This window comes from Methylobacterium terrae, assembly GCF_003173755.1.
Taxonomy (GTDB): Bacteria; Pseudomonadota; Alphaproteobacteria; order Rhizobiales; family Beijerinckiaceae; genus Methylobacterium; species Methylobacterium terrae.
Genome location: NZ_CP029553.1, coordinates 3,932,183 through 3,958,303 on the forward strand (window position 1 = coordinate 3,932,183; position 26,121 = coordinate 3,958,303).

Annotated in this window: 26 protein-coding genes; 14 read left to right on the forward strand and 12 right to left on the reverse strand. The window is 73.4% G+C overall.

What is annotated here, in order from left to right; all coding sequences use genetic code 11:
• Positions 1–177 precede the first annotated feature (177 nt).
• From DK419_RS18185 to DK419_RS18195, 3 genes are all read right to left on the reverse strand, one after another.
• Positions 178–1,323 carry a GGDEF domain-containing protein gene (locus DK419_RS18185; RefSeq protein ID WP_109960337.1) on the reverse strand — a complete coding sequence of 382 codons (1,146 nt, stop codon included), beginning with the start codon at positions 1,321–1,323 and terminating at the stop codon, positions 178–180.
• A 157-nt stretch (positions 1,324–1,480) separates the two neighbouring features.
• Positions 1,481–3,202 carry a heparinase II/III family protein gene (locus tag DK419_RS18190; protein ID WP_109960338.1) on the reverse strand — a complete coding sequence of 574 codons (1,722 nt, stop codon included), beginning with the start codon at positions 3,200–3,202 and terminating at the stop codon, positions 1,481–1,483.
• Positions 3,203–3,318: 116 nt separating this feature from the next.
• The gene (locus DK419_RS18195; protein ID WP_109960339.1) at positions 3,319–4,653 is read right to left on the reverse strand and encodes an RsmB/NOP family class I SAM-dependent RNA methyltransferase; all 1,335 of its coding nucleotides are present in this window, start codon (positions 4,651–4,653) and stop codon (positions 3,319–3,321) included.
• Between the two features lie 225 nt (positions 4,654–4,878).
• On the opposite strand from DK419_RS18195, the gene DK419_RS18200 reads away from it, so the two are divergent.
• From DK419_RS18200 to DK419_RS18210, 3 genes are all read left to right on the forward strand, one after another.
• Positions 4,879–5,079: a DUF1674 domain-containing protein gene (locus DK419_RS18200; RefSeq protein WP_109960340.1), complete on the forward strand. Its 201-nt coding sequence runs from the start codon at positions 4,879–4,881 to the stop codon at positions 5,077–5,079.
• Between the two features lie 23 nt (positions 5,080–5,102).
• Entirely contained in the window at positions 5,103–5,477 is a 375-nt protein-coding gene (locus DK419_RS18205) for a PH domain-containing protein (protein ID WP_109960341.1), read from the forward strand.
• Between the two features lie 101 nt (positions 5,478–5,578).
• Complete coding sequence (locus tag DK419_RS18210) at positions 5,579–5,917, forward strand: cupin domain-containing protein (RefSeq protein ID WP_109960342.1); 339 nt, start codon at positions 5,579–5,581, stop codon at positions 5,915–5,917.
• A gap of 12 nt (positions 5,918–5,929) precedes the next feature.
• On the opposite strand, the gene DK419_RS18215 is transcribed toward DK419_RS18210, so the two are convergent.
• From DK419_RS18215 to DK419_RS18225, 4 genes are all read right to left on the reverse strand, one after another.
• The gene (locus DK419_RS18215; RefSeq protein WP_109960343.1) at positions 5,930–6,436 is read right to left on the reverse strand and encodes a L,D-transpeptidase; all 507 of its coding nucleotides are present in this window, start codon (positions 6,434–6,436) and stop codon (positions 5,930–5,932) included.
• A gap of 199 nt (positions 6,437–6,635) precedes the next feature.
• Positions 6,636–7,010 carry a DUF2794 domain-containing protein gene (locus DK419_RS18220; RefSeq protein WP_109960344.1) on the reverse strand — a complete coding sequence of 125 codons (375 nt, stop codon included), beginning with the start codon at positions 7,008–7,010 and terminating at the stop codon, positions 6,636–6,638.
• A 434-nt stretch (positions 7,011–7,444) separates the two neighbouring features.
• Entirely contained in the window at positions 7,445–7,597 is a 153-nt protein-coding gene (locus DK419_RS28740; RefSeq protein WP_162561306.1) for a hypothetical protein, read from the reverse strand.
• A gap of 88 nt (positions 7,598–7,685) precedes the next feature.
• On the reverse strand, positions 7,686–7,931 hold the full coding sequence (locus DK419_RS18225) for a hypothetical protein (protein WP_109960345.1): 246 nt from the start codon (positions 7,929–7,931) through the stop codon (positions 7,686–7,688).
• 189 nt (positions 7,932–8,120) lie between these two features.
• Here DK419_RS18225 and DK419_RS18230 point away from each other — a divergent pair, with 189 nt between their 5' ends.
• From DK419_RS18230 to DK419_RS18240, 3 genes are all read left to right on the forward strand, one after another.
• Positions 8,121–8,717 (forward strand): ribonuclease HII, encoded by a 597-nt coding sequence (locus tag DK419_RS18230; RefSeq protein WP_109960346.1) that lies wholly within the window; start codon positions 8,121–8,123, stop codon positions 8,715–8,717.
• A gap of 151 nt (positions 8,718–8,868) precedes the next feature.
• Positions 8,869–10,497: an acyl-CoA synthetase gene (locus DK419_RS18235; protein ID WP_109960347.1), complete on the forward strand. Its 1,629-nt coding sequence runs from the start codon at positions 8,869–8,871 to the stop codon at positions 10,495–10,497.
• Complete coding sequence (locus tag DK419_RS18240) at positions 10,494–11,372, forward strand: PPC domain-containing DNA-binding protein (protein WP_245442521.1); 879 nt, start codon at positions 10,494–10,496, stop codon at positions 11,370–11,372. The genes DK419_RS18235 and DK419_RS18240 overlap by 4 nt, the downstream gene beginning before the upstream one ends.
• On the opposite strand, the gene DK419_RS18245 is transcribed toward DK419_RS18240, so the two are convergent.
• The gene (locus tag DK419_RS18245) at positions 11,359–11,913 is read right to left on the reverse strand and encodes a GNAT family N-acetyltransferase (protein ID WP_109960348.1); all 555 of its coding nucleotides are present in this window, start codon (positions 11,911–11,913) and stop codon (positions 11,359–11,361) included. The two genes, DK419_RS18240 and DK419_RS18245, sit on opposite strands and share 14 nt — an antisense overlap.
• Before the next feature lie 232 nt (positions 11,914–12,145).
• A complete protein-coding gene (locus tag DK419_RS18250) occupies positions 12,146–13,810 on the reverse strand; it encodes an electron transfer flavoprotein-ubiquinone oxidoreductase (protein WP_109960349.1) in 1,665 nt (554 codons plus the stop codon).
• A 196-nt stretch (positions 13,811–14,006) separates the two neighbouring features.
• Here DK419_RS18250 and DK419_RS18255 point away from each other — a divergent pair, with 196 nt between their 5' ends.
• The 3 genes from DK419_RS18255 to moaB all read left to right on the forward strand — a co-directional run bounded on the left by DK419_RS18255 (position 14,007) and on the right by moaB (position 16,605).
• Positions 14,007–14,987 carry a uracil-DNA glycosylase gene (locus DK419_RS18255; RefSeq protein WP_109960350.1) on the forward strand — a complete coding sequence of 327 codons (981 nt, stop codon included), beginning with the start codon at positions 14,007–14,009 and terminating at the stop codon, positions 14,985–14,987.
• 131 nt (positions 14,988–15,118) lie between these two features.
• Positions 15,119–16,027 (forward strand): KPN_02809 family neutral zinc metallopeptidase, encoded by a 909-nt coding sequence (gene ypfJ, locus DK419_RS18260; RefSeq protein ID WP_109960351.1) that lies wholly within the window; start codon positions 15,119–15,121, stop codon positions 16,025–16,027.
• The gene (gene moaB, locus DK419_RS18265) at positions 16,027–16,605 is read left to right on the forward strand and encodes a molybdenum cofactor biosynthesis protein B (RefSeq protein WP_109960352.1); all 579 of its coding nucleotides are present in this window, start codon (positions 16,027–16,029) and stop codon (positions 16,603–16,605) included. The genes ypfJ and moaB overlap by 1 nt, the downstream gene beginning before the upstream one ends.
• On the opposite strand, the gene DK419_RS18270 is transcribed toward moaB, so the two are convergent.
• Positions 16,571–17,086, reverse strand: a complete 516-nt coding sequence (locus DK419_RS18270) for a hypothetical protein (protein ID WP_109960353.1) — start codon at positions 17,084–17,086, stop codon at positions 16,571–16,573. The genes moaB and DK419_RS18270 overlap by 35 nt on opposite strands.
• Positions 17,087–17,205: 119 nt before the next feature.
• Here DK419_RS18270 and DK419_RS18275 point away from each other — a divergent pair, with 119 nt between their 5' ends.
• The gene (locus DK419_RS18275) at positions 17,206–18,366 is read left to right on the forward strand and encodes a PA0069 family radical SAM protein (protein ID WP_208642213.1); all 1,161 of its coding nucleotides are present in this window, start codon (positions 17,206–17,208) and stop codon (positions 18,364–18,366) included.
• 31 nt (positions 18,367–18,397) lie between these two features.
• On the opposite strand, the gene DK419_RS28745 is transcribed toward DK419_RS18275, so the two are convergent.
• Positions 18,398–20,323 (reverse strand): methyl-accepting chemotaxis protein, encoded by a 1,926-nt coding sequence (locus DK419_RS28745; protein WP_208642214.1) that lies wholly within the window; start codon positions 20,321–20,323, stop codon positions 18,398–18,400.
• Between the two features lie 395 nt (positions 20,324–20,718).
• Here DK419_RS28745 and DK419_RS18285 point away from each other — a divergent pair, with 395 nt between their 5' ends.
• Together DK419_RS18285 and DK419_RS18290 are read left to right on the forward strand one after the other, a co-directional pair.
• On the forward strand, positions 20,719–22,578 hold the full coding sequence (locus tag DK419_RS18285) for a tetratricopeptide repeat protein (RefSeq protein WP_208642215.1): 1,860 nt from the start codon (positions 20,719–20,721) through the stop codon (positions 22,576–22,578).
• 118 nt (positions 22,579–22,696) lie between these two features.
• Positions 22,697–23,584 carry a 4-(cytidine 5'-diphospho)-2-C-methyl-D-erythritol kinase gene (locus DK419_RS18290; protein ID WP_109962373.1) on the forward strand — a complete coding sequence of 296 codons (888 nt, stop codon included), beginning with the start codon at positions 22,697–22,699 and terminating at the stop codon, positions 23,582–23,584.
• Between the two features lie 116 nt (positions 23,585–23,700).
• Here DK419_RS18290 and DK419_RS18295 read toward each other — a convergent pair whose 3' ends face one another.
• On the reverse strand, positions 23,701–24,741 hold the full coding sequence (locus DK419_RS18295) for a polyprenyl synthetase family protein (protein WP_109960355.1): 1,041 nt from the start codon (positions 24,739–24,741) through the stop codon (positions 23,701–23,703).
• Between the two features lie 202 nt (positions 24,742–24,943).
• On the opposite strand from DK419_RS18295, the gene DK419_RS18300 reads away from it, so the two are divergent.
• A complete protein-coding gene (locus DK419_RS18300; protein WP_109962374.1) occupies positions 24,944–25,177 on the forward strand; it encodes a putative signal transducing protein in 234 nt (77 codons plus the stop codon).
• On the forward strand, positions 25,161–25,931 hold the full coding sequence (locus DK419_RS18305; RefSeq protein WP_109960356.1) for a tRNA1(Val) (adenine(37)-N6)-methyltransferase: 771 nt from the start codon (positions 25,161–25,163) through the stop codon (positions 25,929–25,931). Before DK419_RS18300 ends, DK419_RS18305 begins: the two co-directional genes overlap by 17 nt.
• The last annotated feature ends 190 nt before the right edge of the window (positions 25,932–26,121 follow it).

The following is a 26,121-nucleotide window of genomic DNA, read 5'->3' on the forward strand; positions in this document are numbered from 1 at the left end:
GATGTCCTCGCTGTCGGCGCCGGACGAGCAGGCGCCGGGATACAGCACGGGCGTGGAGCAGGAGGGCCTGTCAGCCCACGATGCGCAGCCGAGTGGCACCGTCCCGCACCGGATCGCACCTCCAGGCCCCCAGGGCGGGCGGCGCGCCGAGGGTCCGGCGAGGGACCCGGCGGCGCCTCACGCCACCCGGCGCAGCTCCGGCCCGGCGAGCACCACCCGGTCGCGTCCCTGCGCCTTGGCCTGGTAGAGCGCCCGGTCGGCGAGGCCGAGCAGCGTCTCGAACTCGCCCGCGCCCACGGCGATCCCGGTGCTGACCGTGACCGAGAGGCCCGGCAGCAGGTCGGGGCGCATCGCCGCCACGGCGTGGCGGACGGTCTCGGCGACGGCCACCGCCCGGGCCGCGCCGGCGCCCGGGAGGAGGCAGGCGAATTCCTCGCCGCCGAGGCGGCCGAAGGCGGTCCCCTCCGGCAGGACCTGGCCCGCGGCGGCGCAGAAGCCGACCAGCACCGCGTCGCCGACGGCGTGCCCGAAGGTGTCGTTGACCCGCTTGAAGTGGTCGAGGTCGAACAGCAGCAGGGCGACCGGCCCAGCCGCCAGGACGCGGCGCGCCTCCGCCCCGAGGGCCCGGCGGTTGGCGATGCCGGTGAGCGGGTCGGTCTCGGCGACGCGGCGCTGCTCGGCCTCGAGCCGCTCCTTGGCGAGCGCCATGAACAGCACCGAGACCGCCACCGAGTAGAGCAGGGCGACGAAGCACAGGACCGCGACCCAGAACGGATCGGTCGGGGTGCCGACCGGCGGCGCCGGCAGGACCAGGGTGGCGGGGATCCGCGTCCAGATCAGCAGCGCCTCGCTGGCGAGCAGGATCGCCGCCGGGGCCCGCGACGGCAGCCGCTCGCCGCGATGGTGCCACAGCGTGCGCGCGGCGAGCGCGCAGTACAGGCCGGCGATCGCCGAGGCGAGCACCACCCGCGCCCCGAGCGAGGCGTAGAACGGCGGCACGAGGCAGGCGGCGAGCCAGACGAGCGGGCCGGCGGCGAGGGGCAGGACGGCGATCCGCCGTCCCTCGAACGAACGGGCGCCGCCCCAGATCAGCCCGAAGGCCGCGAGCATGACCGCGTTGGCGAGCCCGATCGACAGCCAGTCCGGCACGAGCCCGCGCAGGCCGAACAGCGTGGCCGCGAGCGCGCCCGAGACCTGGGCGGTGCCGAGGAAGCCGAGGGCCCGGGTCCGCCGGGTCTGGCTCCAGGACAGGAGGTACAGGGCCCCCATGACCACGGTGACGAAGACCGTCACGGTCACCAGCGTCGGCGCATCCAGCTTCATCCCGTGGGTTCCCGCCAGATGCCGACCAAGGTGACGCACCATAGCACGGGGCCTTGGGCGAAGAACGCTCATTCGAGGGCGAACAACCCGCGAATGGATGAGAGAAGGAATTTTTTCGAATGCGGCGCCGGCCGGCCGCTCTTCGAGCCGCCCGCGCCTACTCGGCGAGCCGCCGGAAGCGCCACGCCACCCGGGTGCCGTCGCCGACGGTGAGGTGGAGCACGATCTGCTCGGTGCGCCGGGCCCCGTTGAGGGCGGCGAAGAACACGCTCTCCTCGATGACCGGGTCGATCCCGTCGGCCTCGAACAGCCAGGGCGCGCCGGCCCCGGCGAGGCGCACGCCCTGCCCGACCCGGCTCGCCCGCACGGTCGGGTGCAGGTGGAAGCGGATCGCCGCCTCGACCCCGGCCCCGGGATCGCCGCGCGCCGACGGGTCGCGCACGAAGCCGTCATGGCCCTCGAGGAGCCCGCCATCCGGGTGCAGGCGCCAGCGCCGCTCGTGGCGCAGGCCGAGCGTCGGGACGTAGCCGTCGTGGCGGGCGGCGAGCACGCTCGCGCCCGCCGCGTCGGTGCCGCGCTCGACCGCGACCTCGACGGGCCCGCGCACGACGATCGGCCCCATCCGGCGCTTCAGCCAGGTGGCGAGCGGGTGGATCAGGCCCGGCTGGGACAGGCCGAGGAAGCGGCAGGAGGACGTATCGGCGAGGCAGGCGGTGGAGTGCGCCGCGGTGGTCCGGGCGAGCTCGCGCATCTCCTCGCCGGTCGCCGGCATGCCGCAATTCACCACCAGCCGCTGCGGCCCGCAGGAGAGCTCGAACGACAGGCAGCCGGCCCCCGCCGCGGCCGAGTAGGCGGGTGGCGGCGCCGGGCCGATATCGGCCACCACCAGGGTACCGCCCCCGCCCTCGAGGCGGGTGTAGCCGGAATGCGGCGCGTGCATCAGCGGCTTGGCGAGCGCGCCGTCATAGACCAGCAGGGTGGCGAGCTGGTCGGCGGCGGTCGCCCCCATGCCGTTGTGGTGCCCGAGCGAGGCGTCGCCGTGGCGCAGGAGGCGCAGGAGCGGCAGCATCCGGTCGATGGCGTTGAGCAGGGCCTCCGGCGGGGCGATGTCGCGGCTCAGGAAGCTCTGGCGCAGGGGCAGGAGGTCGAGGAGCAGGTCCTTGGCGAAGCCCGGGTCGCGGCTGCGATGGCCGCCGTCGGGCAGGATCTGGCGGGAGAGCTCGCGGTGCAGGAGCCGCGTGCCCCGGCGGAGCACCGGGTCGAAGCCCTCGCAGCACAGGCCCGCATAGGCGAGCGCCACCGCGGCGACGAGCCGGTCGCGCGGCAGGATCCCGCGGCGCAGGGACCGGTCGAGGGTCCGGGTGCAGCGCCCGATCTGGCGCAGGAACGCCTGGTAGAAGACGTGGTCGGCGCCCTCCAGCACCAGCGGCGACTGGCACAGGAGCGAGATCAGCCGCCTCGCAACCACCGACGGGCGCTGCGCCAGGGCCTGGTCGCCGCGACCCGCCATGAAGTCCTGCACGAAGGCGCGGGCGTTGGAGCGCGACAGCGCGCTCTCCGCGGCGCGCAGGTGGCGCAGCCAGCCGAAGCCGTAGAGCTCCTCGCCCCATTGGGTCGAGGGCGTCGCGAAGTCGAACGGCGAGCGGCCGCCGGTGGCGAGCGCCCGGCCGGCGAACACGAACAGGCCGGCATAGATGTCGGCCGCGATGGTGGCGTCGCTGGTGCGCAGGTCCTGCGGCGCGATGACGAGGCCGGTCGGCCGCAGGCGCGCCAGCGCCGAGGGGCGCGAGGTCGCGCGGACGGCGGCACCCCGCAAGGTGCGTCCCGCCTCGTGCCCGACGAGCCGGTAGAACCGCCAGCGGTCAGGCCCCCAACCCACGCCACCTCCTGCCCGCCGGCCGTCGCCCGACGACGGCGGCGCTCGTCAAGGTTTGGTCAAGGATCATCGCGCGGTCAAACCGCGGGATCGCCCTGTGAACAGGTTCCGGGCCCGCCTCACGCGCCGGTCCGCTCCAGCCGCACGGCGTAGAACCCGTCGAGGCCGCCGCGGCCCTCGTCGGGCCAGTGCGACGGCAGGGTGCGCAGGTCGCCGGACGCGGTGAGGAGGGCGGGATCGCCGACCTCCTCCGGCGCGATCGGGCGGCGGACGAAGTCGGCGTGGCGGGCGAGGAACGCCTCTCCTTGCGCCTCTCCCTCCTCCGGCTCGAGCGAGCAGGTGCAGTAGACGAGGCGCCCGCCCGGGCGGGTGAGCCGCGCCGCCTTGTCGAGGAGCCTGCGCTGGAGCCCGACGAGGCGGGAGAGATCGCCCTCGCCCTTCGCCCACGGCACGTCGGGGTGGCGCCGCACCGTCCCGGTGGCGCTGCACGGCGCGTCGAGCAGCACCGCGTCGAAGGGCCGGTCCTCCGGCAGCGCGAGGGCGTCGACGGCCTGCACCTCGGCGGAGAGCCCGAGCCGGGCGAGGTTGTCCGCGAGGCGGCGCAGGCGCGGGCCCGAGCGGTCGACCGCCAGCACCGCGGCACCGGCCGCGGCGAGCTGGGCGGTCTTGCCGCCGGGCGCGGCGCAGAGATCGGCGACCCGCTCGCCCGGGCGCACGCCGAGGAGGTGGGCGGGGAGCGCCGCGGCGGCGTCCTGCACCCACCAGGCGCCGTCGGCGAAGCCCGGCAGCTCGGGCACCGGCGTGCGGGCGTCGTCGAGGCGCAGGCTCAAGGACCCCGGCAGGCGCCGCCCCTCGAGCCCCTCCGGGATCGCCGCGCCGGGGCGCAGGGTGAGGTCGAGCCCCGCCCCGCGGGCATTGGCGGCCGCGATGGCGCGGGCGGTCTCCTCGCCGTAGGCGGTGATCCAGCGCCGCGCGAGCCAGTCCGGCGTGTTGAGGCGCAGGGGCTCGGCGTCGCCCTCCCGGCGGATCTCGTCGCGCTCGCGGGCGATCCGGCGCAGGACCGCGTTGGCGAGGCCGGCGAGGTGCTGCAGGCCGGGCTCGGACTTGGCGAGGCGCACCGCGAGGTCGACGGCGGCGTGGTCCTGGACGTTGAGGTAGAGGATCTGCGCCGCGCCGGTGGCGAGAAGCGCGACGAGGCCCGGCTGGTCCTCGGGCAGGCCCTTGGCGAGCCGCCCGTGCAGCGCGTGGCGGATCACGCCGAGATGGCGGAACGTCGTGGTGGCGATGGCGCGGGCGAGGCCCGCATCCTGCGGCGGCAGCACCGCGCGCTGGACGGCGGGCTCGATCGCGTCCTCGAGCGCCGTGCCGCGGTTCTTGCCGAGCAGGTCCGCCACGGTCCCCCAGGCGAGGCGCCGCGCCGGCAGGCCGGCGACCTCGGTGTGCTGTCCATCCATCCCCACTGCGACACAATCCCCTGCACGGCCCGCTGATGGACCCGCTCCCGCGGAAATCCCGGGCCACCTCGCACGACGGGGCTCCGAGCCGACCGCCGCGACCTTGACGCTGCCCCCGGCGCCCTCCACCTCGGAGGGACCGGCGGCCCTTGCGCCGGGGTGGCATCCGGCCGCCCGAGATGCAAGCGCCGCCTCGCAAGGCGCGGACCCACCAAGAGTCGACCGATGAGCGAGAGCGAAGCCCCTCCCCGCAAGACCCTGTCGCCGGCCGCCGAGCGCGCCCTCGCCGAGGCCGAGGCGCGCCGGGCCGAGATCGACGCCCGGGCCGAGGAGATCCGGCGCGAGCGCGAGATCAACGGGCGCGGCGGCCTCGAGCCGGTGCGCTACGACGACTGGGAGGTGAAGGGCCTGGCGACAGACTTCTGAGGCGGATTCCAAGGGAGGCGGGAATGGGCTTGCTCGACGGGCTGCTCGGCCACGGCAGCGACGCGGCGCCGGAGGCGGTGGCCCAGGAACTCGACGGGATGCTGGTCCCGGGCGAGACCGTGCAGGTGGCGTTCCGGGTGATCCGCGACCTGATGGTCTTCACCGACCGGCGGATGATCCTGGTCGACAAGCAGGGCGTGACCGGCCGCAAGGTGTCCTACCTCACGGTGCCCTACCGGGCGATCACCTCGTTCTCGATCGAGAACGCGGGCAATTTCGACCTCGATTCCGAGCTGACGATCTGGGTCTCGGGCCGGCCCGACCCGATCGGCCGCACCCTCAAGCGCGGAGCCGACATCCGCGGCATCCAGCGGGCGATCGCGGCGTCCCTGCGCTGACGTGGCGCGGTCGAGGGGACGCGGGAACGTCGCCCCTTCGCCCCCGTTGGGGTCGCGACGTCCCCGGCGCGGGGATACGTGCCCCGACAGGAGCTCAAACCATGGGCGACACGACGATCAAGAAGGTGTCCGGCGGGCAGTCGCCGCAGGGGCCGGACGGCCAGCGCTACCTCGCATCGGGCAAGCACGTCGCGATGCGGCTGTGGGTCGACGAGCCGCCGACCGACGACAAGCCGAGCGCGGCGCGCGACTACGAGACCGTCGGCTACGTGATCAAGGGCCGAGCCGAGCTGCAGGTCGAGGGCCAGAGCGTGCGGCTGGAGCCGGGGGATTCCTGGCTGGTGCCGGCGGGCGCCGAGCACACCTACCGCATCCTCGAGACCTTCACGGCGGTCGAGGCGACCTCGCCGCCCGCGCAGGTGCACGGGCGGGACGCGTAGCCGGCCCTCCCGTCAGCGCGTCACCACCACGGTGGCGCCGACCTGGACGCGGCCGTAGAGGTCGGCCACGTCCTGGTTGTACATCCGGATGCAGCCGTAGGACGCGAAGGTGCCGATCGAGCCCGGCCGGTTGGTGCCGTGGATCGCGTACTCGCCCCGGTCGAGGGTCAGCGCCGCGACGCCCATCGGGTTGCTCGGCGAGCCGCCGGCGATCACGTCCGGCAGGCGGGGATTGTCCCGCTTCACCTCGTCGGGCGGCGACCAGGCCGGCCGGAGGTACTTCCCGTCGATGCGGGCGTAGCCGGTCCATTGCTTGCCGGCCCGGCCGACCGCCACGGGATAGCGGATCGCCGTGCCGTCGCCGTTGACGAAGTACAGACGCCGCTCGGCGGTGCGCACCACCACCGTGCCGGCTTCCGCGGCCGCGTCGAACGCGACCAGCTCCCGCGCGGCGGCCGGCCCGGCCGCCATCGTCGCCGCGACGAACGCCGCCGCGGCCCATCCACTCTGCTTGTGCATCCCTGCGGTCCTCGAGCGTGACCTTGTCAGCCGAGCGATAATCCGCCGGGAAACCTGTCGTTCCGGTTGGCAAAGATGCTTGCCGGGGGATGAAGGGCGGGGCGATGCGCGGGAGCGTTAAGGGATGGTTCGGGAGGAGCACGGCGCTGCTCGCGCCCTCCCCTCTCCGCGGGGAGGGTTCAAGGCGCGTCGAGCGCCCTCACACCACCCGGAGCGGCTTCTCGAGCACCCGCAGCACCTGCGCCAGCTCGTGCCCGCGCTTCAGGATGCGACCGGTCTCGGCGACCACCGCGTAGGCGCCCTGGCGGCGGGCGAGGCGGGGATCCTTCTCGATGCGGTAGAGCGGCCGCTCGGAGGTGCGGCGGTGGATGGAGAACACCGCCTTCTCGCGGGTGAAGTCGATCGCGTAGTCCCGCCACTCGCCCTCGGCGACCATGCGGCCGTAGAGGTTCAGGATGACGCGCAGCTCGTCGCGATGGAATGACACCTGCGGCGCGGTGGCGGCGCGCGGGAAGGGCACCACGTGGGCCCCGGCGCCGGCGCTCCAGCTCTCGGTCGTCTCTCCCTCGCTCATCGCTCCTCCTGTCCGTCGGGGTGACTCTGCCTGTGGGGGTGATTCGCGCCGTCGGGGGGTACCGTCGGGTCGGCGCAGTGAGCCGGCGAAGGGCCGGCCAGACCATGATGGGATCCGCGATACGGCCTCGCAAGGGTTGCGCCGGAGCGACAGCGCGCCGGTATCTCGCCGTTACGAATCGGAAATGCGAAGGAATGGCCGCCTCCGCCCACAAAATGCCGCAATCGCGCCCTGCGCCGGCCTTGATGCGCGCGTAGGCAGGAACCGACCTCTTGGCCCGGTCCGCCGGCCGCTCCGGTACCCAGCCCCCCAGCCCCCGCGATGCCGGCGGGCCGGGCCTCCTCCAGAGGTTTCGAGACCCAAACGACTTCAGGGCCGCCTCTCCGGAGCGCGGTCCCTTTTTTGAGCCGGGGGCCGGTGCCTGCACCGGGGAGTTACGGCTGCATCCACATCTGCGCCGCGAGCGCGCGGGCGCGGGTCGCCCGGAAGTGGTCGAGCGTCCAGAACCCGGCCGCCAGCGCCCCGGCCAGGAGCGCGACGGGAAAGACGAGCGCCAGGATGCGGCTCTGCCGCGGCGGCGTGGTCATGCGTCCTCCTCCTTGCCTCGCTGGGCGGCAAGCGCGCCCGGTCGCCCCTGGTGCCAGGACCGACGCGGCCTGCCAAGGAGGGACCGCCTCAGCCGGCCAGCGGCGCGAAGAAGCAGAACACGGTGGAGCCGCGGCGGCACCAGTGGTAGCGCCCGTCCTGGCTCGGCCGCACCTTCGCCATCGGCACGAAGATCCCGTGCGTCTGGTAGCCGCCCGGCACCTCGACGGCATCGGAGACCGGCTCGCAATCCTGGTCGGAGCAGCATTCGTAGGGGTACCAGGAATGCGTCGGCTGGACGAGGGAGAGCGCGGCGACGGCGAGGGCGACCTTCATGGGCGGCGTACCTCCTGGATTGTACCCGGGCCGAACGCGGCCGGAGACCGGGGGCGTACGCCGCGTGCCGGGAACGGGCGCGTGGGCGCGCCTTCATCGACGCGGATCATCGCGCCGCAGGCCCCGGTTGAAAACTTCACCGATTGCAGGGGATGGATTTCGCGACCGGAATCACGGCAGATCCACCCGATGCGCCCCTTCGACGCCCGCAACGCCGCCCGCTATCCCGTCGTCATCGGCTGCGACGAGGTCGGCCGCGGCGCGCTGTGCGGCCCGGTGATCGTGGCGGCGGTGCATTTCGACCCGGCGGCCCTGTCGCCCGACCTGCTGGAAGCCCTCGACGACAGCAAGCGCCTCGACGCCGCCACCCGCGAGCGCCTGGCGCCGCAGATCCGGGCCGCGTCCCGCGTGGCGCTCGCCGGCGGCTCGCGCGCGTTGATCGACCGGATCAACGTGCGCGCCGCCACCCTCGACGCGATGCGCCGCGCCGTCGGGCGGCTCGGGCTCGAGGCGGAGGTGGCGGTGGACGGGCGCGACGTCCCTCCGGGCCTGCCCCTGCCCTGCCGCGCGTTCGTCGGCGGCGACCGGCTGGTGCCGCAGATCGCCGCCGCCTCGATCGTCGCCAAGGTGGTGCGCGACCGGCTGATGCGGGCGCTAGCCCTGCGCCACCCGGCCTACGCCTGGGAGCGCAACGTCGGCTACGGCACCGCCGCGCACCGGGCCGCGATGGGGGCTGAAGGCCTCACCCCGCACCACCGGCTCAGCTTCAAGTCGCGCGGGTCGTGACGCCGGCCATGCGACACCCGCGCTTCCGCTCGGCCCCCGGACCGGCGTAAGCTCCCCCGACGCGCAACGAGCCGAAACGGCCGGCGCCACCAGGGAGGACGTCTCGCGTGAGCATCAAGAGCCAGAGCATCCGGAGCCGGAAGGGCGCCCGATGAGACCGATGTCGCGCCGGGTGATGAACCTCGCCCATTCCCTCACCCAGGCCGCCGCGCGTCATCCGGACCACCCGGCGATCGTGTGGGGCGAGCGGAGCTGGAGCTGGAGCCGGTTCGACGCCCGGGTGTCGGCGCTGGCCGCCTCGCTTTCCGCCCGCGGCATCGCCAAGGGCGACCGGCTGCTGGTCCACGCCCGCAACGGCAACGCCATCCTGGAGATCATGTACGCGGCGTTCCGGCTCGGCGCGGTGTTCGTGCCGACGAACTTCCGGCTGATGCCCGACGACGTCGCCTACCTGGCCGGCCAGTCGGGCGCCACCGCCTTCCTGTGCCACGCCGACTATCCCGACCACGTCGCCGCCGTGCGCGCCGCCTGCCCGGCGCTCGCCCACGTCGTCGTCATCGGCGAGGGCCCGGCCGGGGGCGAGGCCTACGAGGACCTCGTCGCCGAGGGCGAGGGGCGACGGATCGCCGACGTCGCGGTCGAGCACGACGACCCGTGCTGGTTCTTCTACACCTCCGGCACCACCGGCAAGCCGAAGGCGGCGGTGCTGACCCACGGCCAGATGGCCTTCGTCATCACCAACCACCTCTGCGACCTGATGCCGGGCACCGCGCCGGAGACCGACGCGTCGCTCGTGGTGGCGCCGCTCTCGCACGGGGCCGGGGTGCACGCCGTGGCGCAGGTCGCCCGCGCCGTGACCTCGGTGCTGCCGGCCTCCGAGCGCTTCGACGCGGCGGAAGTCTGGGGTCTGGTGGCGCGCCACCGCGTCACCAACATGTTCACCGTGCCGACGATCCTGAAGATGATGGTCGAGCACCCGGCGGTCGAGGCCAACGACCATTCGTCCCTGCGCTACATCATCTACGCCGGCGCGCCGATGTACCGCGAGGACCAGAAGCGGGCGCTGCGCAGCCTGGGCAAGGTGATCGTGCAGTATTTCGGCCTCGGCGAGGTCACCGGCAACATCACGGTGCTGCCCCCCGCCCTGCACGAGGCCGAGGACGGGCCGGGGGTGAGGATCGGCACCTGCGGCTTCGAGCGCACGGGCATGCAGGTGCAGATCCAGGACCCGGAGGGCCGCGAGGTCGGGCCGGGCGAGACCGGCGAGATCTGCGTCTGCGGCCCGGCGGTCTTCGCCGGCTACTGGGAGAACCCCAAGGCCAATGCCGACGCGTTCCGCGACGGCTGGTTCCGCACCGGCGACCTCGGCTACCTCGACGCGCAGCGCTTCCTCTACATCACCGGGCGGGCCTCCGACATGTACATCTCGGGCGGCTCCAACATCTACCCGCGGGAGATCGAGGAGAAGATCCTCGCCCACCCGGCGGTGGCCGAGACGGCGGTGCTCGGCGTGCCGGACCCGACCTGGGGCGAGATCGGCATCGCGGTCTGCGTGCCCCGGGAGGGCATGGCGCTCTCCGAGGAGGACGTGATGGCGTTCCTGTTCGACAAGGTCGCCCGCTACAAGCTGCCCCGCCGGGTCATCCTACGCGAGTCGCTGCCGAAATCCGGCTACGGCAAGATCACCAAGAAGATGGTGCGCGAGGAGCTGGAAGCGGCGGGCCTCCTCGGCGGGAAGGCGCAAGGATCGGGGGCACAAGGATCGGGGGCACAAGGGTGAGCGCGGCCCCGATGCGGACCGGGACGCCGCCCTTCGCCACCCTCGCGCAGCCGGGCCCCGCGCGGGCCGCGCGCTGGCTCGCCGCCGCCGGCGGCGCGATCCGGCACTCGTTCGATCTGGCCCCCGGGCGCACGCTGCTCGACGCCGTCGCCGGTCCGCTCGGCGAGGCCGGGATGCGCGGCGGCGTGGTGCACCTGGCGGGCGGGAGCTTTTCCCCGTTCGCCTACGTGATGCCGGCCCTCTCGGCCGATCCGCGCTACGCCGCCTATTACAGCGAGACTTTCCGTCCGGCGGGCGAGACGCGGCTGGAGCGGGCGAGCGTCACCTTCGGCGAGCGCGACGGTGCGCCCTTCCTGCACGTCCACGGGGCCTGGATCGAGGCCGACGGGCGCCGCCGCGCCGGCCACCTGCTGCCGGCGGAGGTCGTGGTGTCAGGGCCGGTCCGGGCCGAGGCCTGGGGCACGGCGGGCGCGGCGTGGAGGGTCGAGCCGGATGCCGAGACCAACTTCTCGCTCTTCACCCCGGCGTCCTCGTCCGAGGGCGAGGCCGGCTGCCTGCTGCTCAAGATCCAGCCGAACGAGGAGATCCACGCGGCGATCGAGGCGGCGTGCCGGATGCACGGGCTGCCGGCGGCGCGGGTGCGCGGCATCGGCAGCATCGTGCGGCCCGCCTTCGCCGACGGGCGGGTGATCCCGACCGACGCGAGCGAGGTGTGGATCCGCGACGGGCTCGTACGGCCGGGACCGGACGGTGGGGCGGTCGCTCGTCTCGACATCGCGGTCGTGGATGTCGGAGGCGCCATCCACGAGGGCGTCCTGCTCCGCGGCGCCAACGCCGCCTGCATCACGTTCGAGCTGTGCCTCACGGCGGAGTGAGGCCGTCGCGCTCGACGCCGTGAACGTGCACGACCTCGTCGCGGCCCCTCGCCGGCGCGTGGATCACCGCCTCGCGCCGGAAGGCCATGCCGCAGGCCCGCATGACCGCGAAGGAGCCGGCATTCTCCGGATGGGCGCTGGCCTCGATCCGGTCGAGGTCGAGCCACGCGACGGCGACCGGCAGCAGGGCAGCGGCCGCCTCGCGCAGGTAGCCGCGGCGGTGATGTGCCTCGCCGAGCCAGTAGCCGAGGGTGGCGGTCCGCGGGTCGTCGCCGGTCCGGTGCAGCATGACCCAGCCGAGAAGCTCGCCGTCGCCGCGGGCGGTCACCGCCAGCGAGAGCGCCTGCCGGGCCGCGGCCAGCGCCCGCGCCGTCGCGATCCGCTCCCGTGCCATCGCGACGGTGAAGGGTATCGGCCAGGAGGCGAGCCACCGGCTCACCGCCTGGGTCATCAGGGCGCTGGTCGCCTCCGCATCCTCGGGCGCGACGAGGCGCAGGTGGAGGCGAGGCGTGTCGAGGACGGGAGGAGGAGCAGCGGTCATCGCGGCAGGGTAGCAGGGATTTCCCCTGCGGAAACGGGCGCCGCCTCCCCCTGTACGGCAGGTTCGTCCGGAGACATGAATCAGCGCGGCTCCTCCCCTCCCGGGTGGGAGAGAGGATCCGCGCTCGATTCCGAAACGGATTTTTCCGAAAGCTCCCGCCGGGTGGGAATCTGCCCGACGGGAAGAAGAGCGGACGCCTCGCCTCGAGGCGCCCGCGGCGGCGAACGAACTCTTACATGTTCACGTAGTTCGGACCGCCCGGACCTTCCGGCGTCACCCAGTTGATGTTCTGGTTCGGGTCCTTGATATCACAGGTCTTGCAGTGGACGCAGTTCTGCGCGTTGATCTGGTAGCGCGGCGCACCGCCCTCCTCGACCCACTCGTAGACGCCGGCCGGGCAGTAGCGGGCCGACGGTCCGCCGAACACGTCGTGCTCGGAGGCTTTCTGCAGGCCCATATCCTTGACCTGGAGGTGGACCGGCTGGTCCTCCTCGTGGTTGGTGTTCGACAGGTACACCGAGGAGAGGCGGTCGAAGGTCAGGACCCCGTCGGGCCTAGGGTACTTGATCGGCTTCACGTCCTTGAGCGGCTTGGTGCAGGCATAGTCCGGCTTGCCGTGGCTGAGCGTGCCGAACAGCGACAGCCCGGCGAGCTCGTTCAACCACATGTCGAGGCCGCCCAGGCCCACGCCGACGAGGGTGCCATACTTCGACCAGAGCGGCTTGACGTTGCGCACCCGCTTCAGGTCGTAGCCGATCGGGCTCGAGCGCCAGCCCTCCTCGTAGGAGGTCAGCTCGTCCTGGGCCCGGCCCGCGGCCAAAGCCTCGTGGATCGCGCCCGCGGCCTGCATGCCCGACAGCACCGCGTTGTGCGAGCCCTTGATCCGCGGCACGTTGACGAAGCCGGCGGAGTCGCCGACGAGGCAGCCGCCCGGGAAGACGAGCTTCGGCACCGATTGCCAGCCGCCCTCCATGATCGCGCGGGCGCCGTAGCCGATGCGCTTGGCGCCCTCGAACACGTCCCGGATCATCGGGTGGGTCTTGAAGCGCTGGAACTCCTCGAACGGCGACAGGGTCGGGTTCTCGTAGTTCAGGTGCGTGACGAAGCCGACCGAGACGAGGTGATCGTCGAAGTGGTAGAGCCAGGAGCCGCCGCCGGCCTTGTTCGGCAGCGGCCAGCCCATCGAGTGCTGCACCAGCCCGGGCCGGAACTTCTCCGGCTTGACCTGCCACAGCTCCTTGACGCCGAGCCCGTACTTCTGGTGGTCGGAATGCTGGTTGAGGCGGTAGCGGTCGATCAGCTTCTTCGTCAGCGAGCCGCGGGCGCCCTCGCCGAACACCGTGTACTTGGCGCGCAGCTCCATGCCGCGGGTGAAGTCGTCGCGCGCCTCGCCCGACCGGGCGACGCCGAGGTCGCCGGTGGCGACGCCGACCACCGCGCCGGCCTCGTCGTAGAGGATCTCGGCGGCCGGGAAGCCCGGATAGATCTCGACGCCGAGCTCCTCCGCCTTGCGGCCGAGATACTTCGTCACGTTGGAGAGCGAGCCGACGAAATTGCCGTGGTTGCTCATCAGCTTCGGGAAGGCGATGTTCGGCATGCTGATGCCGCCGGCCGGCCCGAGGAACATGAACTCGTCCTTCACCACCTCGGTCTTGAGGGGGCGGTCCGGGTCCTCGCGCCAGTCGGGCACCAGCGTGTCGAGGCCGCTCGGGTCGATGACGGCGCCCGACAGGATGTGGGCGCCGACCTCGCTGCCCTTCTCGACCACCACCACCGAGACCTCGGTGCCGGCCTCGGCGGCGAGCTGCTTGAGCTGGATGGCGGCAGCCAGCCCGGCCGGGCCCGCTCCGACGATCACCACGTCGAAGTCCATCGCCTCGCGTTCCGGCAGCTCCATCCCGTCCCTCCCTCAGGTCTTGCAATAGTTCACATATAAACGATCTCGGGCCGCCTCAAGCGGTTCCCTCGGCCGGACCGTGCGACGGCGTGTCCCCGGGTGCAAGCGACCGCCCCTGGGCCCCGCGCGCGAGAATGCCTGTGCGCGTCATGTCGCGCCCGTTGTCCACAGCCGCTCGGCACGCCACATCATACTTATGGCACCCGACGCTCCCGACAGCCGCGACCTTCTCTCTTTCCTCGACTTTCACGTCGCGGCGGGCGTGGACGCCGTGCTGGACGAGACGCCGCACGACCGCTTCGCCGAGCCGGAGGCGCCGCGCCGGGCCGCGCGGGCGGAGGCCGGGGCACCGGCGCGGCGGGCCGAGCCTGCGCCCGAGCCGGACCATCCGGCCTTCGCGCGGGACGAGGCGCCGCGCCAGGAATCGTTGCGTCCGGAACCTCCGCGCCGAGATCTCCCAACCCAAGCCCTCCCGCCTCAAGCACTCCCGCCCCAAGCCCTCCCGCCCCAAGCCCTCCCGCGACAGGAAGCGCCCAGCACCTACGGCCGCTCTGCCGCCGCCGCCCCGGGCGAGGCCGCGGGCGACGCGCGCGAGCTCGCCGCCACCGCCGCGAGCCTGGAGGAGCTGGAGGGCCTGCTCGCCCGGTTCGAGAGCTGCGCGCTGCGCTTCACCGCCAAGAACCTCGTCTTCGCGGACGGCAACCCGCAGGCGCGGGTGATGTTCGTCGGCGAGGCCCCGGGGGCCGACGAGGACCGGGTCGGCAAGCCGTTCATGGGCCGGTCGGGCCAGCTCCTCGACCGGATGATGGCGGCGGTCGGGCTCGACCGCAGCAACGCCTATGTCGGCAACGTCGTGCCCTGGCGCCCGCCCGGCAACCGCAACCCGACCCCGCAGGAGCTCGCGACCTGCAAGCCGTTCATCGAGCGGCAGATCGCGCTCGCCGATCCCGACATCCTGGTCTGCCTCGGCGGCGTCGCCACGCAAGCGCTCGCCGGCACCAAGGACGGCATCCTGAAGTCGCGCGGCCGCTGGTTCCCCTACCGCACCGGGCGGCGCGAGATCCGGCTGCTCGCCACCCTGCACCCGGCCTACCTGCTGCGCCAACCGCTGCAGAAACGCCTCGCCTGGCGCGATTTCCGGGCCCTGCGCGCCGCCCTCGACGAGGGCGGGCGCTGACCCCGCCGACAGCGATCGACCGGGGGCCGATCAAGCGGAACCGTGCCCGCCCTGGTCGATTACTCTTGAGCCTCACGCCTGCGCCGCGTAGCCGTCGCGGCCAAGGTTCACGGGCCAACGGGTAGCTGACCATGCGCTGGGAAGATTTTCGCACCTCCGACAACGTCGAGGACCGTCGCGGCGAAGGCGGCGGTGGCGGCGGGTTCGGCTTCCCCGGAGGCGGCGCCGGCGGCCTGGGCATCGGCACCATCGTGATCCTGTGCATCATCGGCTGGGTCACCGGCATCAACCCGGCGATCCTGATCGGCGGCGCCGAGACGGTGACGCGCCAGCGCGCGCCGCAGGAGCAGCAGCAGGGCCGGCCGCAGCCCGACCGGCGCACCGGCGCTCCCGCCGACCAGACCGGCAAGTTCGCCGCCGCGATCCTCGGCAACACCGAGGACGTGTGGAACCAGGTTCTGCCGAACCAGACCGGGCGGCAATACACCCCGACCACGATGGTGCTCTATACCGGCGGCACCCGCAGCGGCTGCGGCCAGGCCCGGGCCGCGATGGGCCCGTTCTACTGCCCGCTCGACAAGAAGGTCTACCTCGACACGACCTTCTTCAAGGAGATGGAGCAGAAGTTCAACGTGAAGGGCGATTTCGCCTACGCCTACGTCATCGCCCACGAGGTCGGCCACCACGTCCAGGACGTGCTCGGCATCCTGCCCAAGGTCCAGCGCAAGCAGCAGCAGGTCGGCGAGCGCGAATCGAACGCCCTCTCGGTCCGCGTCGAACTGATGGCCGATTGCCTCGCCGGCGTCTGGGCCAAGAACTCGAACGACCGCTTCAATTCGCTCGAGCCCGGCGACATCGAGGAGGCGATGCAGGCGGCGAGCGCCATCGGCGACGACAAGCTCCAGAAGCAGAGCCAGGGCTACGTCGTGCCGGATTCCTTCACCCACGGCTCCTCGGCCCAGCGCATGCGCTGGTTCCAGACCGGCTACCGCAGCGGCCAGACCCAGTCCTGCGACACCTTCCGGGCCTCCCAGCTCTGATGGCCGGCCTCGACCTTGCCCGGGATTTCGTGCCGCTCTCGATCGCGGTGCTCACCGTCTCGGACACCCGCACCCTCGCCGACGACCGCTCCGGCGACACCCTGGCCGAGCGGCTGGGGCAGGCGGGCCACCGCCTCGCCGCCCGGGCGATCGTGCCCGACGAGGTCGAGGCGATCCGCGCGCAGGTGCGCGCCTGGGCCGGCGATCCGGGGGTGGACGTCGTCATCACCACCGGCGGCACCGGCTTCACCGGCCGCGACGTCACGCCGGAGGCGCTGGAGCCCTTGTTCGAGAAGCGGATGGACGGGTTCTCCGCCATCTTCCACCGCATCTCCTACGACAAGATCGGCACCTCGACGCTGCAGTCGCGGGCGACCGCCGGGGTGGTGAGCGCCACCTACGTCTTCGTGCTGCCGGGCTCGCCCGGCGCCTGCCGCGACGCCTGGGACGGCATCCTGGCCGCCCAGCTCGACTACCGGCACCGGCCCTGCAACTTCGTCGAGATCATGCCGCGCCTCGACGAGCACCTGAAGCGGGGAGCGGCTAACCCCGCAGCAGCGCGGCCCGCAGGGGCCTGACCGGCAGGCGGGCCCTGAGCGGCAGGCCCGCCCGCACGGCCTCGACCCGCACGAGGTCGCCGGCCCGCACCCGGCGCGTCCCGGTCAGCGCCTCGCGCCGGCCGGCGATCCGCTCGAACAGGGGGGCGTGCGGGCGGCGCAGCCGGCCGACCGCGTCCGGGGAGGCGGTGGCGCCGAACCGGTCGAGCACCCGGATCCACCCCTCCGCCGGCACGTCCCCGGCCTCCAGGCACAGCATCCAGGGCCGTCGCGCCGGCCCGGCCGCCGCGATCCACGGATTGGATCCCCGCGCCACCAGGGCCGCCCCGGTGCTCTCCGCCATGGTGGCGACCTCCGGGTCGTCCGGACGCTCTGCCGCGATCACCGCATCGCCCACCACGCCCGCCGCCACGCCGGCCACCAGGGCCGCGAGGGTGTCGGCGAGGGCGTCGATGCGATCCGGATCGATCGCGCCGGGGAGATGGATGGCAGCCGTGAACATGATCGCGCCATAACTCATGGGGGGCGGCCCGTCCTGCCTCGATCGTCGGCATTTTCACGTGCCCTTGCGTTTGTTCCTGTTTTGTTCGAAGCTCGGCCGCTATGTCGGCGGAGGCGTGCATGGATTCGGGATGCGGGCGTGAGACGGGGCGCCGCCTCGCCGGATCGACCCCGGCGGCGCGGACCCGCCGCGGGCGCGGCGCCACCGCCAACCCGACCGGCCGGTTCGAGGCCGCGCAGCGCGAGGCCTTCTCGGACGGCTGGGAGCGCCAGGAGGACATCGGGGAAGACCAAGAGGACTCCCGGGAAGTCCGGGCGGACGACCTGCCGCCGCTGCGCACCGAGGTGACGCTGGAGCGGGCGCGCACCATCATCACCCGCAACGATTCGCCCGATATCGGCTTCGACCGCTCGATCAACCCGTATCGCGGCTGCGAGCACGGCTGCGTCTACTGCTTCGCCCGGCCGAACCACGCCTATGCCGGCCTGTCGCCGGGGCTCGACTTCGAGACGAAGCTCTTCGCCAAGCCCGACGCGGCCTCCCTGCTCGAGCGGGAGCTCTCGGCCCGCGGCTACGCCCCGCGCACCATCGCCCTCGGCACCGCGACCGACCCCTACCAGCCGATCGAGCGGCGCTACCGCCTGACGCGGGGAGTGCTGGAGGTGCTCGCCCGCTTCCGCCACCCGGTCGGCCTCGTCACCAAGTCCGACCTCGTGCTGCGCGACCTCGACATCCTGGCACCGATGGCCGCGGAGGGGCTGGTGAAGGTCGCGCTCTCCGTCACCACCCTCGATCCCGACCTCGCCCGCCGGATGGAGCCGCGCGCGCCCCGGCCCGAGAAGCGCCTCCGGGCGATCCGGGCGCTCGCCGAGGCCGGCGTGCCCGTGATGGTGCTGGTGGCGCCCCTGATCCCGGGCCTCAACGATCACGAGATCGAAGCGATCCTGGCACGCGCCCGCGACGCGGGAGCGAGCGAGGCCGGCGGCGTGCTCCTGCGCCTGCCGCACGAACTCGCCGACCTGATGCGCGACTGGTTCGCCGAGCATTATCCCGACCGGGCCAGACGCACCTTCTCGCTGCTCGCCCAGAGCCGCGGCGGCAAGGTCTACGACGCCGCCTACGGCCGGCGCTTCACCGGGACCGGCCCCTACGCGGATCTCCTCGACCGGCGGATGCGCGCGGCGATGACCCGGCTCGGCTATCCGGCGGAGAGGCTGCGGCTGCGGGCCGACCTGTTCGCGGTGCCGGTGCGGGTGGGCGGCCAGTACAGCCTGTTCTGACGGGCGGCGCGGGAACGGGCGTTCTCCTCCCTCACGCCGCCCTGACGGTGGTGAGGAAGCGCCCCACCTCCCCGCGCAGGTGCTCGGACTGGCGCGACAGCTCGCTTGCCGCCGACAGCACCTGGCTCGCCGCCGCCCCGGTCTCGTCGGCGGCCCCGGCGACCCGGACGATGTTGCCCGTCACCTCGCCGGTGCCCTTGGCGGCCTCCGCGATGGTGCGGACGATCTCCTGCGTGGCGGCCCCCTGCTCCTCCACCGCCGCCGCGATGGCGGTCGAGGCCGAGCTGATCTCGCCGATCTGGCCGGCGATGCCGCCGATCGCCGCGACCGCCTGCTCGGTCGAGCCCTGGATGCGGGCGATCTGGTCGGCGATCTCGGCCGTGGCGCGGCCGGTCTGGCCGGCGAGCGCCTTGACCTCGGCGGCCACCACCGCGAAGCCCCGCCCCGCGGCGCCCGCCCGCGCCGCCTCGATGGTGGCGTTCAGCGCGAGCAGGTTGGTCTGGTCGGCGATCGAGGAGATCAGCCCCAGCACGTCGCCGATCCGCGCCGCGCCCTGGCGCAGCTCGTGGACGAGGCGGGCGGTCGCGGCGGCGGCGTCGGCGGCGGCCCGGGCCATCTCGGCCGAGGACCCGACCCGGCGCCCGATCTCGTGCACCGAGGCGCCGAGCTGGCCCGCGGCCGCCGCGACGGTGGCGACGTTCGAGGAGGCCTCCTCGGCGGCGGCGGCGACCCCGGTGCTCTGGTCGGCGGTGCGGCCGGCGATCTCGGACATGCCGCGGGCGGTGGCCTCCATCTCGGAGGCCGCGGCGGTCACCGCGGCGAGGACGCCGCCGACCGAGCCCTCGAACCGGTCGGCGAGCTCGCGCAGGGCCGCGCGGCGCTGCGCCTCGGCCCCGGCGCGCGCCAGAGCCGCCTCCTCCTCCAGGGCGGCGGCGCGGGCGAGCCCGTCGCGCAGCTGGACCATCGCGGCGGCCATCGCGCCGATCTCGCTGCGCGACGAAGCGGCAGGCACCGGAACGGCGAGATCGCCGGCGGTGAGGCGGCGCATCGCCTCGATCATCCGGGCGAGCGGCCCGGTCACGCCGCGCACCAGCAGGAGCGCGCCGCCGCCGACCGCCGCGCAGGCGCCGGCCAGGATCGCCAGCGAGGCGAGGAGCCAGGTCTCGCTCGCCCGGCTCTCAGCCGCCACGATCGCGCCGAGCGAGGCGGTGGCGGCCGCGCGGGCCTGGCCGATGCCGGCGATGACCTCGCTCGCCTGCCGGAACCACTCCTCGGCGGCTACGGGATAGGGCTCGCGCGCGGAGCCGGCCCGGACGACCGCCGCGCGGGTGGCCTCGAACGCCTCGACGCGGCGGCCCGCCGCGGCGAGAGCGTCCCGGAATTCCGGCCCGAGGGCGGCCTCGGAGGCGCGGGCCTGGGCGAGCGCCGCCTCGACGCGCCCGGCGAGGGAGGACAGCGCCCGGACCTGCTCGACGGGCAGCGCCTGGCGCCCGGCGATCGCGACGTTGAGCCGTCCGCGCTCGCGGCCCGCATACTCGCCCGCATCCCAGAGCGCCCGCTTGATGTCGAGGCCGTGATGGAGGGGGCCCGGCACGGCGCCGGCGATGCCGGCCCGCACCGCGTCGAACAAGGTTTGCTCGCGGGTGATCACGCCGGTCGCGGCCGGGAACCAGGCCGCGGCGAGGTCGGGATCGGACGTGCCGGAGAGTACCCGGTCGACCCGACCGCGCAGGGCTGCGAGATCGCGCCTGGCCTCATCGAGGGCGGCGGCGGCCCGCGACACTGCGTCGTCGGCGCGCAGATCCGCCAGCGCGGCGCCGAGATGGCGGTCGCCCTCCTCGCGCAGGCGCGTCAGGGCCGCCTGCTCCGGGGCGGCCGGCGGCTTGGCGAGCCAGCCATTCGTCAGCCCCCGCTCGGCCGCGAGCGACGACGCGGCGGCGGCGAGCGCATCAGTCACCCGGTTGGCCTCCGCCACACGCCGCATGATATCGGCCCGGCTCCATGCCTCGATCACTTGCAGGGCAGTCAGCCCAAGAAAGAGGCAACCTATCGAACCCAGGATGAGAAATATTTGTCTGCGAAGCGACATGTCCGGCGACTCTGATGGACGACTTGTGCGGCCTGGCGCATCTGACGCGACGATTGCTTAATATTGGTCTTACAACCCGGAAACCGGGCGGCCTCACGACGGGTTGCGCGTCCGCTCTGCCGGGCGGCCCGACGGCGCGGACGGCGGCCCCCGACACATCGCCGCCGCCGTTTGGTCTTGCCGCTGCCCCGCGCAGGGTCCAATGTCGCGCCGATTTCGCGTGCCGGCGCCGCGGCCGGCGCGACCACGGAGCCACGAGTTTGGTGCTCAAGACCCGAATCCCCGCCCCCCGCCGCGGTGGCGCGCTCGCCGCGCTGGCCCTCCTCCTCGCCGCCTCGACGGCGCCGGCCCTCGCGGCGCGGCTGCCGGTGCGGGAGGTCGCGAGCCCGCAATCCTACGAGCCGGCCGATTCGCTGGAAGGCAACTTCCTCGCCGCCTACATCGCGGGCGCCTCCCGCGACACGGCCGCCGCCGCCACCTTCTACCGCGAGGCGGTCAAGGGGGATCCCCGCAACGCGGAACTCCTCGAGCGCTCCTTCGTGGCGCTGCTCGCCGACGGCTCGCTGCCGGAGGCGTTCCGGGCCGCCGAGCGGCTGACGGCGCGGGACGGGGCCAACGGCCTCGCCCAGCTCGCGCTGGGCGTGCAGAAGATCAAGGCCAAGCAATACGCGGCGGCGCGCCAGAACCTGCAGCGCGGCGGCAAGGGCGCGGCCGCCGACCTGACCTCGACGCTGCTGACCGCCTGGTCCTTCGCCGGGGCCGGCGAGGGCAAGAAGGCGCTCGAGACGATCAACAAGCTCAAGGGCGAGCGCTATTACAACGTCTTCCGCGACTACCATGCCGGCCTGATCGCGGCCCTGGTCGGCGACAAGGTCGAGGCCGAGCGCCGGCTGAAATCGGCCTACGATTCCGACCGCAACACCCTGCGCATCGTCGACGCCTACGGCCGGTTCGAGGCCGAGTCCGGCCGGCCCGACCTCGCGGTGGCGGCCTACCAGGAATTCGACAACGTCCTGCCGCGCCACCCGATCGTGCGCGACGCCCTCGACAAGCTGAAGGCCGGCAAGCCGCTCACGCCGCTGATCAACTCGGCGCAGGAGGGCGCGGCGGAAGTCCTGTACGGCCTCGGCTCTGCCGGGACCTCGCAGGGCGACGAGCTGCCGGCGGTGGTGTACCTGCGGCTTGCCCTCCACCTCGCCCCCGAGCACTCGCTGGCGCTGCTGACCCTCGCCGACACGCTGGAGCGGATGAAGGCGCCCGAGCGGGCGAACGAGGTCTTCGCCCGCATGCCGGCGAATTCCCCGCTCAAGCTCAACGCCGACATCCAGATCGGGCTCAACCTCGAGCAGATGGGCAAGGGCGACGAGGCGATCGCCCATCTCGACCAGGTCGCCAAGACCTATCCCAACGACATCGACGTGATCTCGGCGCTCGGCAACGTCCAGCGCTCGCGCAAGAAGTACATCGAGTCGACCCAGACCTACACCAAGGCGATAGACCTGATCGGCGACCAGCCGGCGCGCAATTACTGGACACTGTACTACTTCCGCGGCACGTCGTTCGAGCGGGCCAAGGAGTGGCCGAAGGCCGAGGCCGACCTGAAGAAGGCGCTCGAGCTGGTGCCGGCGACGCAGCCGAACGGCCGCGCCCAGGTGCTGAACTACCTCGCCTATTCCTGGGTCGACCAGAACCAGAACATCGACGAGGCGTTCCGCATGCTCAAGCAGGCGGTCGACCTGCAGCCGCGCGACGGCATGATCATCGACAGCCTGGGCTGGGCCTATTACCGCCTCGGCCGCTGGGACGACGCGGTGCGCGAGCTCGAGAAGGCGATCGAGCTCAAGCCCGGCGACCCGACGATCAACGACCACCTCGGCGACGCCTACTGGCGCGCCGGCCGGCGGCTCGAGGGCAAGTTCCAGTGGCAGCACGCCAAGGACCTGAACCCCGAGCCGGAGGACCTGACCAAGATCGAGGCGAAGCTGAAGGACGGGTTGCCGGAGCTGGAGAAGCCCGCCGCCACCGCCGACAGCCAGCCCGCGCCGCAGCCCGAGATGCCGAAGGGCGCCCCGGCCCCGACCGAGCCGCCGGCGATGGGCACGGAGACGAAGAGCGGGGGCTGACGCCCCCACCCATCCGATCGTCGAGAGACCATCGCGGGCGCGGTGCCGGACAGGCCCCGCGCCCCGTTCCGTGTTTGAGCTTGCCGTATCTGAGCTTGCCCGTTCGAGAGACGTGACCGTGCCACCCCTCGCGACCCGCGCGCCCGCCAAGATCAACCTGACCCTGCACGTCCTCGGCCGCCGTCCCGGCGACGGCTACCACGCCCTGGAGAGCCTGGTGGTCTTCGCGGGCGCGAGCGCGGGCGACCTGCTGACGCTGGAGCCCGGGCCGTCGCTCGACCTCGCGGTCACCGGCCCGACCGCCGGTCCGGCGGGCCCGACCGACGACAACCTGGTGATGCGGGCCGCCCGCCACCTCGCCGCGGAGGTCCCCGGGCTGACGCTCGGGCGCTTCTCGCTGGTGAAGCGCCTGCCGGTGGCGGCGGGGATCGGCGGCGGCTCGTCGGATGCCGCGGCGGCCCTGCGGCTGCTCGGCCGGCTCAACGGCCTTCGTCCCGACCACCCGGCCCTGATGGCGGCGGCCCGCCGCACCGGCGCCGACGTACCGGTCTGCCTCGATCCGCGGGCCCGGATGATGCGCGGCGCCGGGGAGGCCGTGGGACCCGCCCTCCCCTTGCCGCCGGTGCCGGCGGTGCTGATCAATCCCGGCGTGCCGGTCGAGACGGCGCCGGTCTTCCGCGCCCTCGGGTTGAAGGTCGGCGAGGCTCATCCCCGCGCGGCGGAGGCGCATCCGGACATCGCCGGCGACGGCGGCCTCGACGCCCTGATCGCCCGCATCGCCCCGGCCCGCAACGACCTCGAGGCCCCGGCCCTCACGGTCGCGCCAGTGATCGGCGATACGCTGGCGTCCTTGCGCGACCAGCCGGATTGCCGCCTGGCGCGCATGTCGGGATCGGGCGCCACGGTGTTCGGGCTGTTCGGCCACCGCTCGTCGGCGGTGCGGGCCGCGCGGGCGATCGCGGCGGCGCAGCCGGGCTGGTGGGTGCGCGCGACGCTGCTGCGGTAGGGGCGGCTCGCTTCCATCACTCTCCGTCGTCCCGGAGGCCGCCGCAGGTGGGAATCCGGGATGGACGAGGGAGGTGGTCGACGCGGCTCGAGCGGGACCGACCCGGCCCCGGCCTCCTACCGCGCCCGCGCGATGCAGAAATCGACCGCTTCCAGCAGCGCCTGCTTCATCGGCGAGTGCGGGAACAGGGCCAGCGCGTCCTTGGCCATGGCGCCGTAGTGGCGGGCGCGCTCGATCGTGTCCTCGAGGGCGCGGTGGCGGCGCATGATCGCGATCGCGTCGTCGAGGTCGCGGGGCTCCTCGATCTCCTGGCGCTCCAGCGTGCGGCGCCAGAACGCACGCTCCTCCTCGCTGCCGCGGCGGAACGACAGCACCACCGGCAGGGTGATCTTGCCCTCGCGAAAATCGTCGCCGACGTTCTTGCCGAGATCGGCGCTGGTGCCGCCGTAATCGAGGGCGTCGTCGACGAGCTGGAACGCGATGCCGAGATTCATGCCGTAGCTGCGGCAGGCGGCGATCTCGGGCGTCGGCCGCTGGGCGAGCACCGGCCCGACCTCGCAGGCGGCGGCGAACAATTCGGCGGTCTTCGCCCGGATCACCGCGAGGTACTCGTCCTCGCTGGTCTCGGTCGAGCGGGCGGCGGTGAGCTGCATCACCTCGCCCTCGGCGATCACCGAGGCGGCCGAGGACAGGATGTCGAGGGCGCGCAGCGAGCCGACCTCGACCATCATCTTGAAGGCCTGGCCGAGCAGGAAGTCGCCGACGAGGACGCTGGCCTCGTTGCCCCACTTGATCCGCGCCGCGACCTTGCCGCGGCGCATGTCGCTCTCGTCGACGACGTCGTCGTGCAGCAGCGTCGCCGTGTGCATGAACTCGACGCTGGCGGCGAGCTTGACGTCGCCGTCGGCATCCTCGCCCCTCGCGGGGTCGTAGCCGCTGAGGGAGGCGGTGGCGAGCGTCAGGATCGGGCGCAGGCGCTTGCCGCCCGAGGAGATCAGGTGGTTGGCGACCTCCGGGATCATCGTCACGTCGGAGCCGGTGCGCGACAGGATCATCGCGTTGACGCGCTCCATCCCGCCGGCCACCAGCCCCACCAGGGCGTCGAGGCTGGCCTCCGGATCGGAGGGTCTGTCCTGAAGGGGAAGTACGACGCCCACGCCCGCGCGATCTCCTCAGAGCCGCCCCGGACCGCGGGGCTCCCGTTCTAGTCCCGCCCCCTTTGGCACGCGAGCGCCCCCGGCGGCAACACGCAAGCTGCCGCAAGGCCGGCCGGCGGTGCGGGGATGCGGGGATGCGGCGCAAGCGGCGCCGAGGTGTGGTATGGCCGCCGCGATCCGACGGAAGGACCGCGCGCACCCGATGATCGAGCTGATCCGCACCAACGATCTCGTCCTGATCGGCTTCGCGGAATCCCTTCTCGCCGGTGCCGAGATCCCGGTGCTGGTCGCCGACAACCACATCAGCGTGATGGAGGGGATGATCGGTGCCTTCCCGCGCCGGTTGCTGGTGCCGGAGGACCATGCCCGGCAGGCCCGGCGCATCCTCGTCGATGCCGGCCTCGCCCACGAGTTGCGCGATGCCCATCACCGCTGAGGCTCCCCTCCCTCGGCCCGAATCCTGGCTCGGCGGGCGCCTGGCGCTCCGTCAGCCGCCGCGGGGCGCCCACCGGGCCGGCACCGACGCGGTGCTGCTCGCCGCCCGCGCCGGCGCGCAGGCCGGCGAGACGGTGTGCGACCTCGGTGCCGGGACCGGCGCGGTCGGGCTCGCGGTCGCGCTGGCCTGCCCGGAGGCGCGCGTGATGCTGGTCGAGCGCGATCCGGAGGCCGCGGCGCTGGCCCGCCTCAACGCCGAGGCGAACGGGCTGTCCGGCCGGGCCCGGGTGATCGAGGCCGACGTGACGGCGCCGGGGCGCGAGCGGCGGTCCGCCGGTCTCCTGCCCGACTCGGTCGACCTCGTCGTCACCAACCCGCCGTTCTTCGAGCCCGGCCGCCACCGCGCCTCGCCGGTGCCGACCAGGGCCGCAGCGCACGGCTTCTCGCAGCCCGGAGGGCTGGAGGCCTGGCTGCGCACCGCCTCGGACCTCCTGCGCCCCGGGGGACGGCTGGTGCTGATCCACCGGGCCGACGCCCTCCCCTCCTGCCTCGATGCCCTGGCGGGCCGGTTCGGCGCGCTCCAGGTCACGCCGGTCCAGCCGCGAGCGGACGCGGCGGCGATCCGGGTGCTGGTGGCCGGCATGCGCGGCAGCCGGGCGCCCTTCACCCTGGCGCCGGCCCTGGTGCTGCACGGGCCGGACGGTCGCTTCACGGCGGAGGTCGAGGCGATGCACCGGGGCGAGAAAATGTCATAGAATTTCCGCGAAACCAGGAAGTCGCGGGATCCCCTCTCCCGCGTGGGAGAGGGGTAGGGGCGATCGGAGATCGCGCGAGGGTGGCGCGCTTCCGTATAAAGCCCGGACCGTTGTGCTGGCAGCTCGACGGTCCATGATCATTGCGGAAACCGTGCACCCTCACCCCTAGCCCCTCTCCCACACGGGAGAG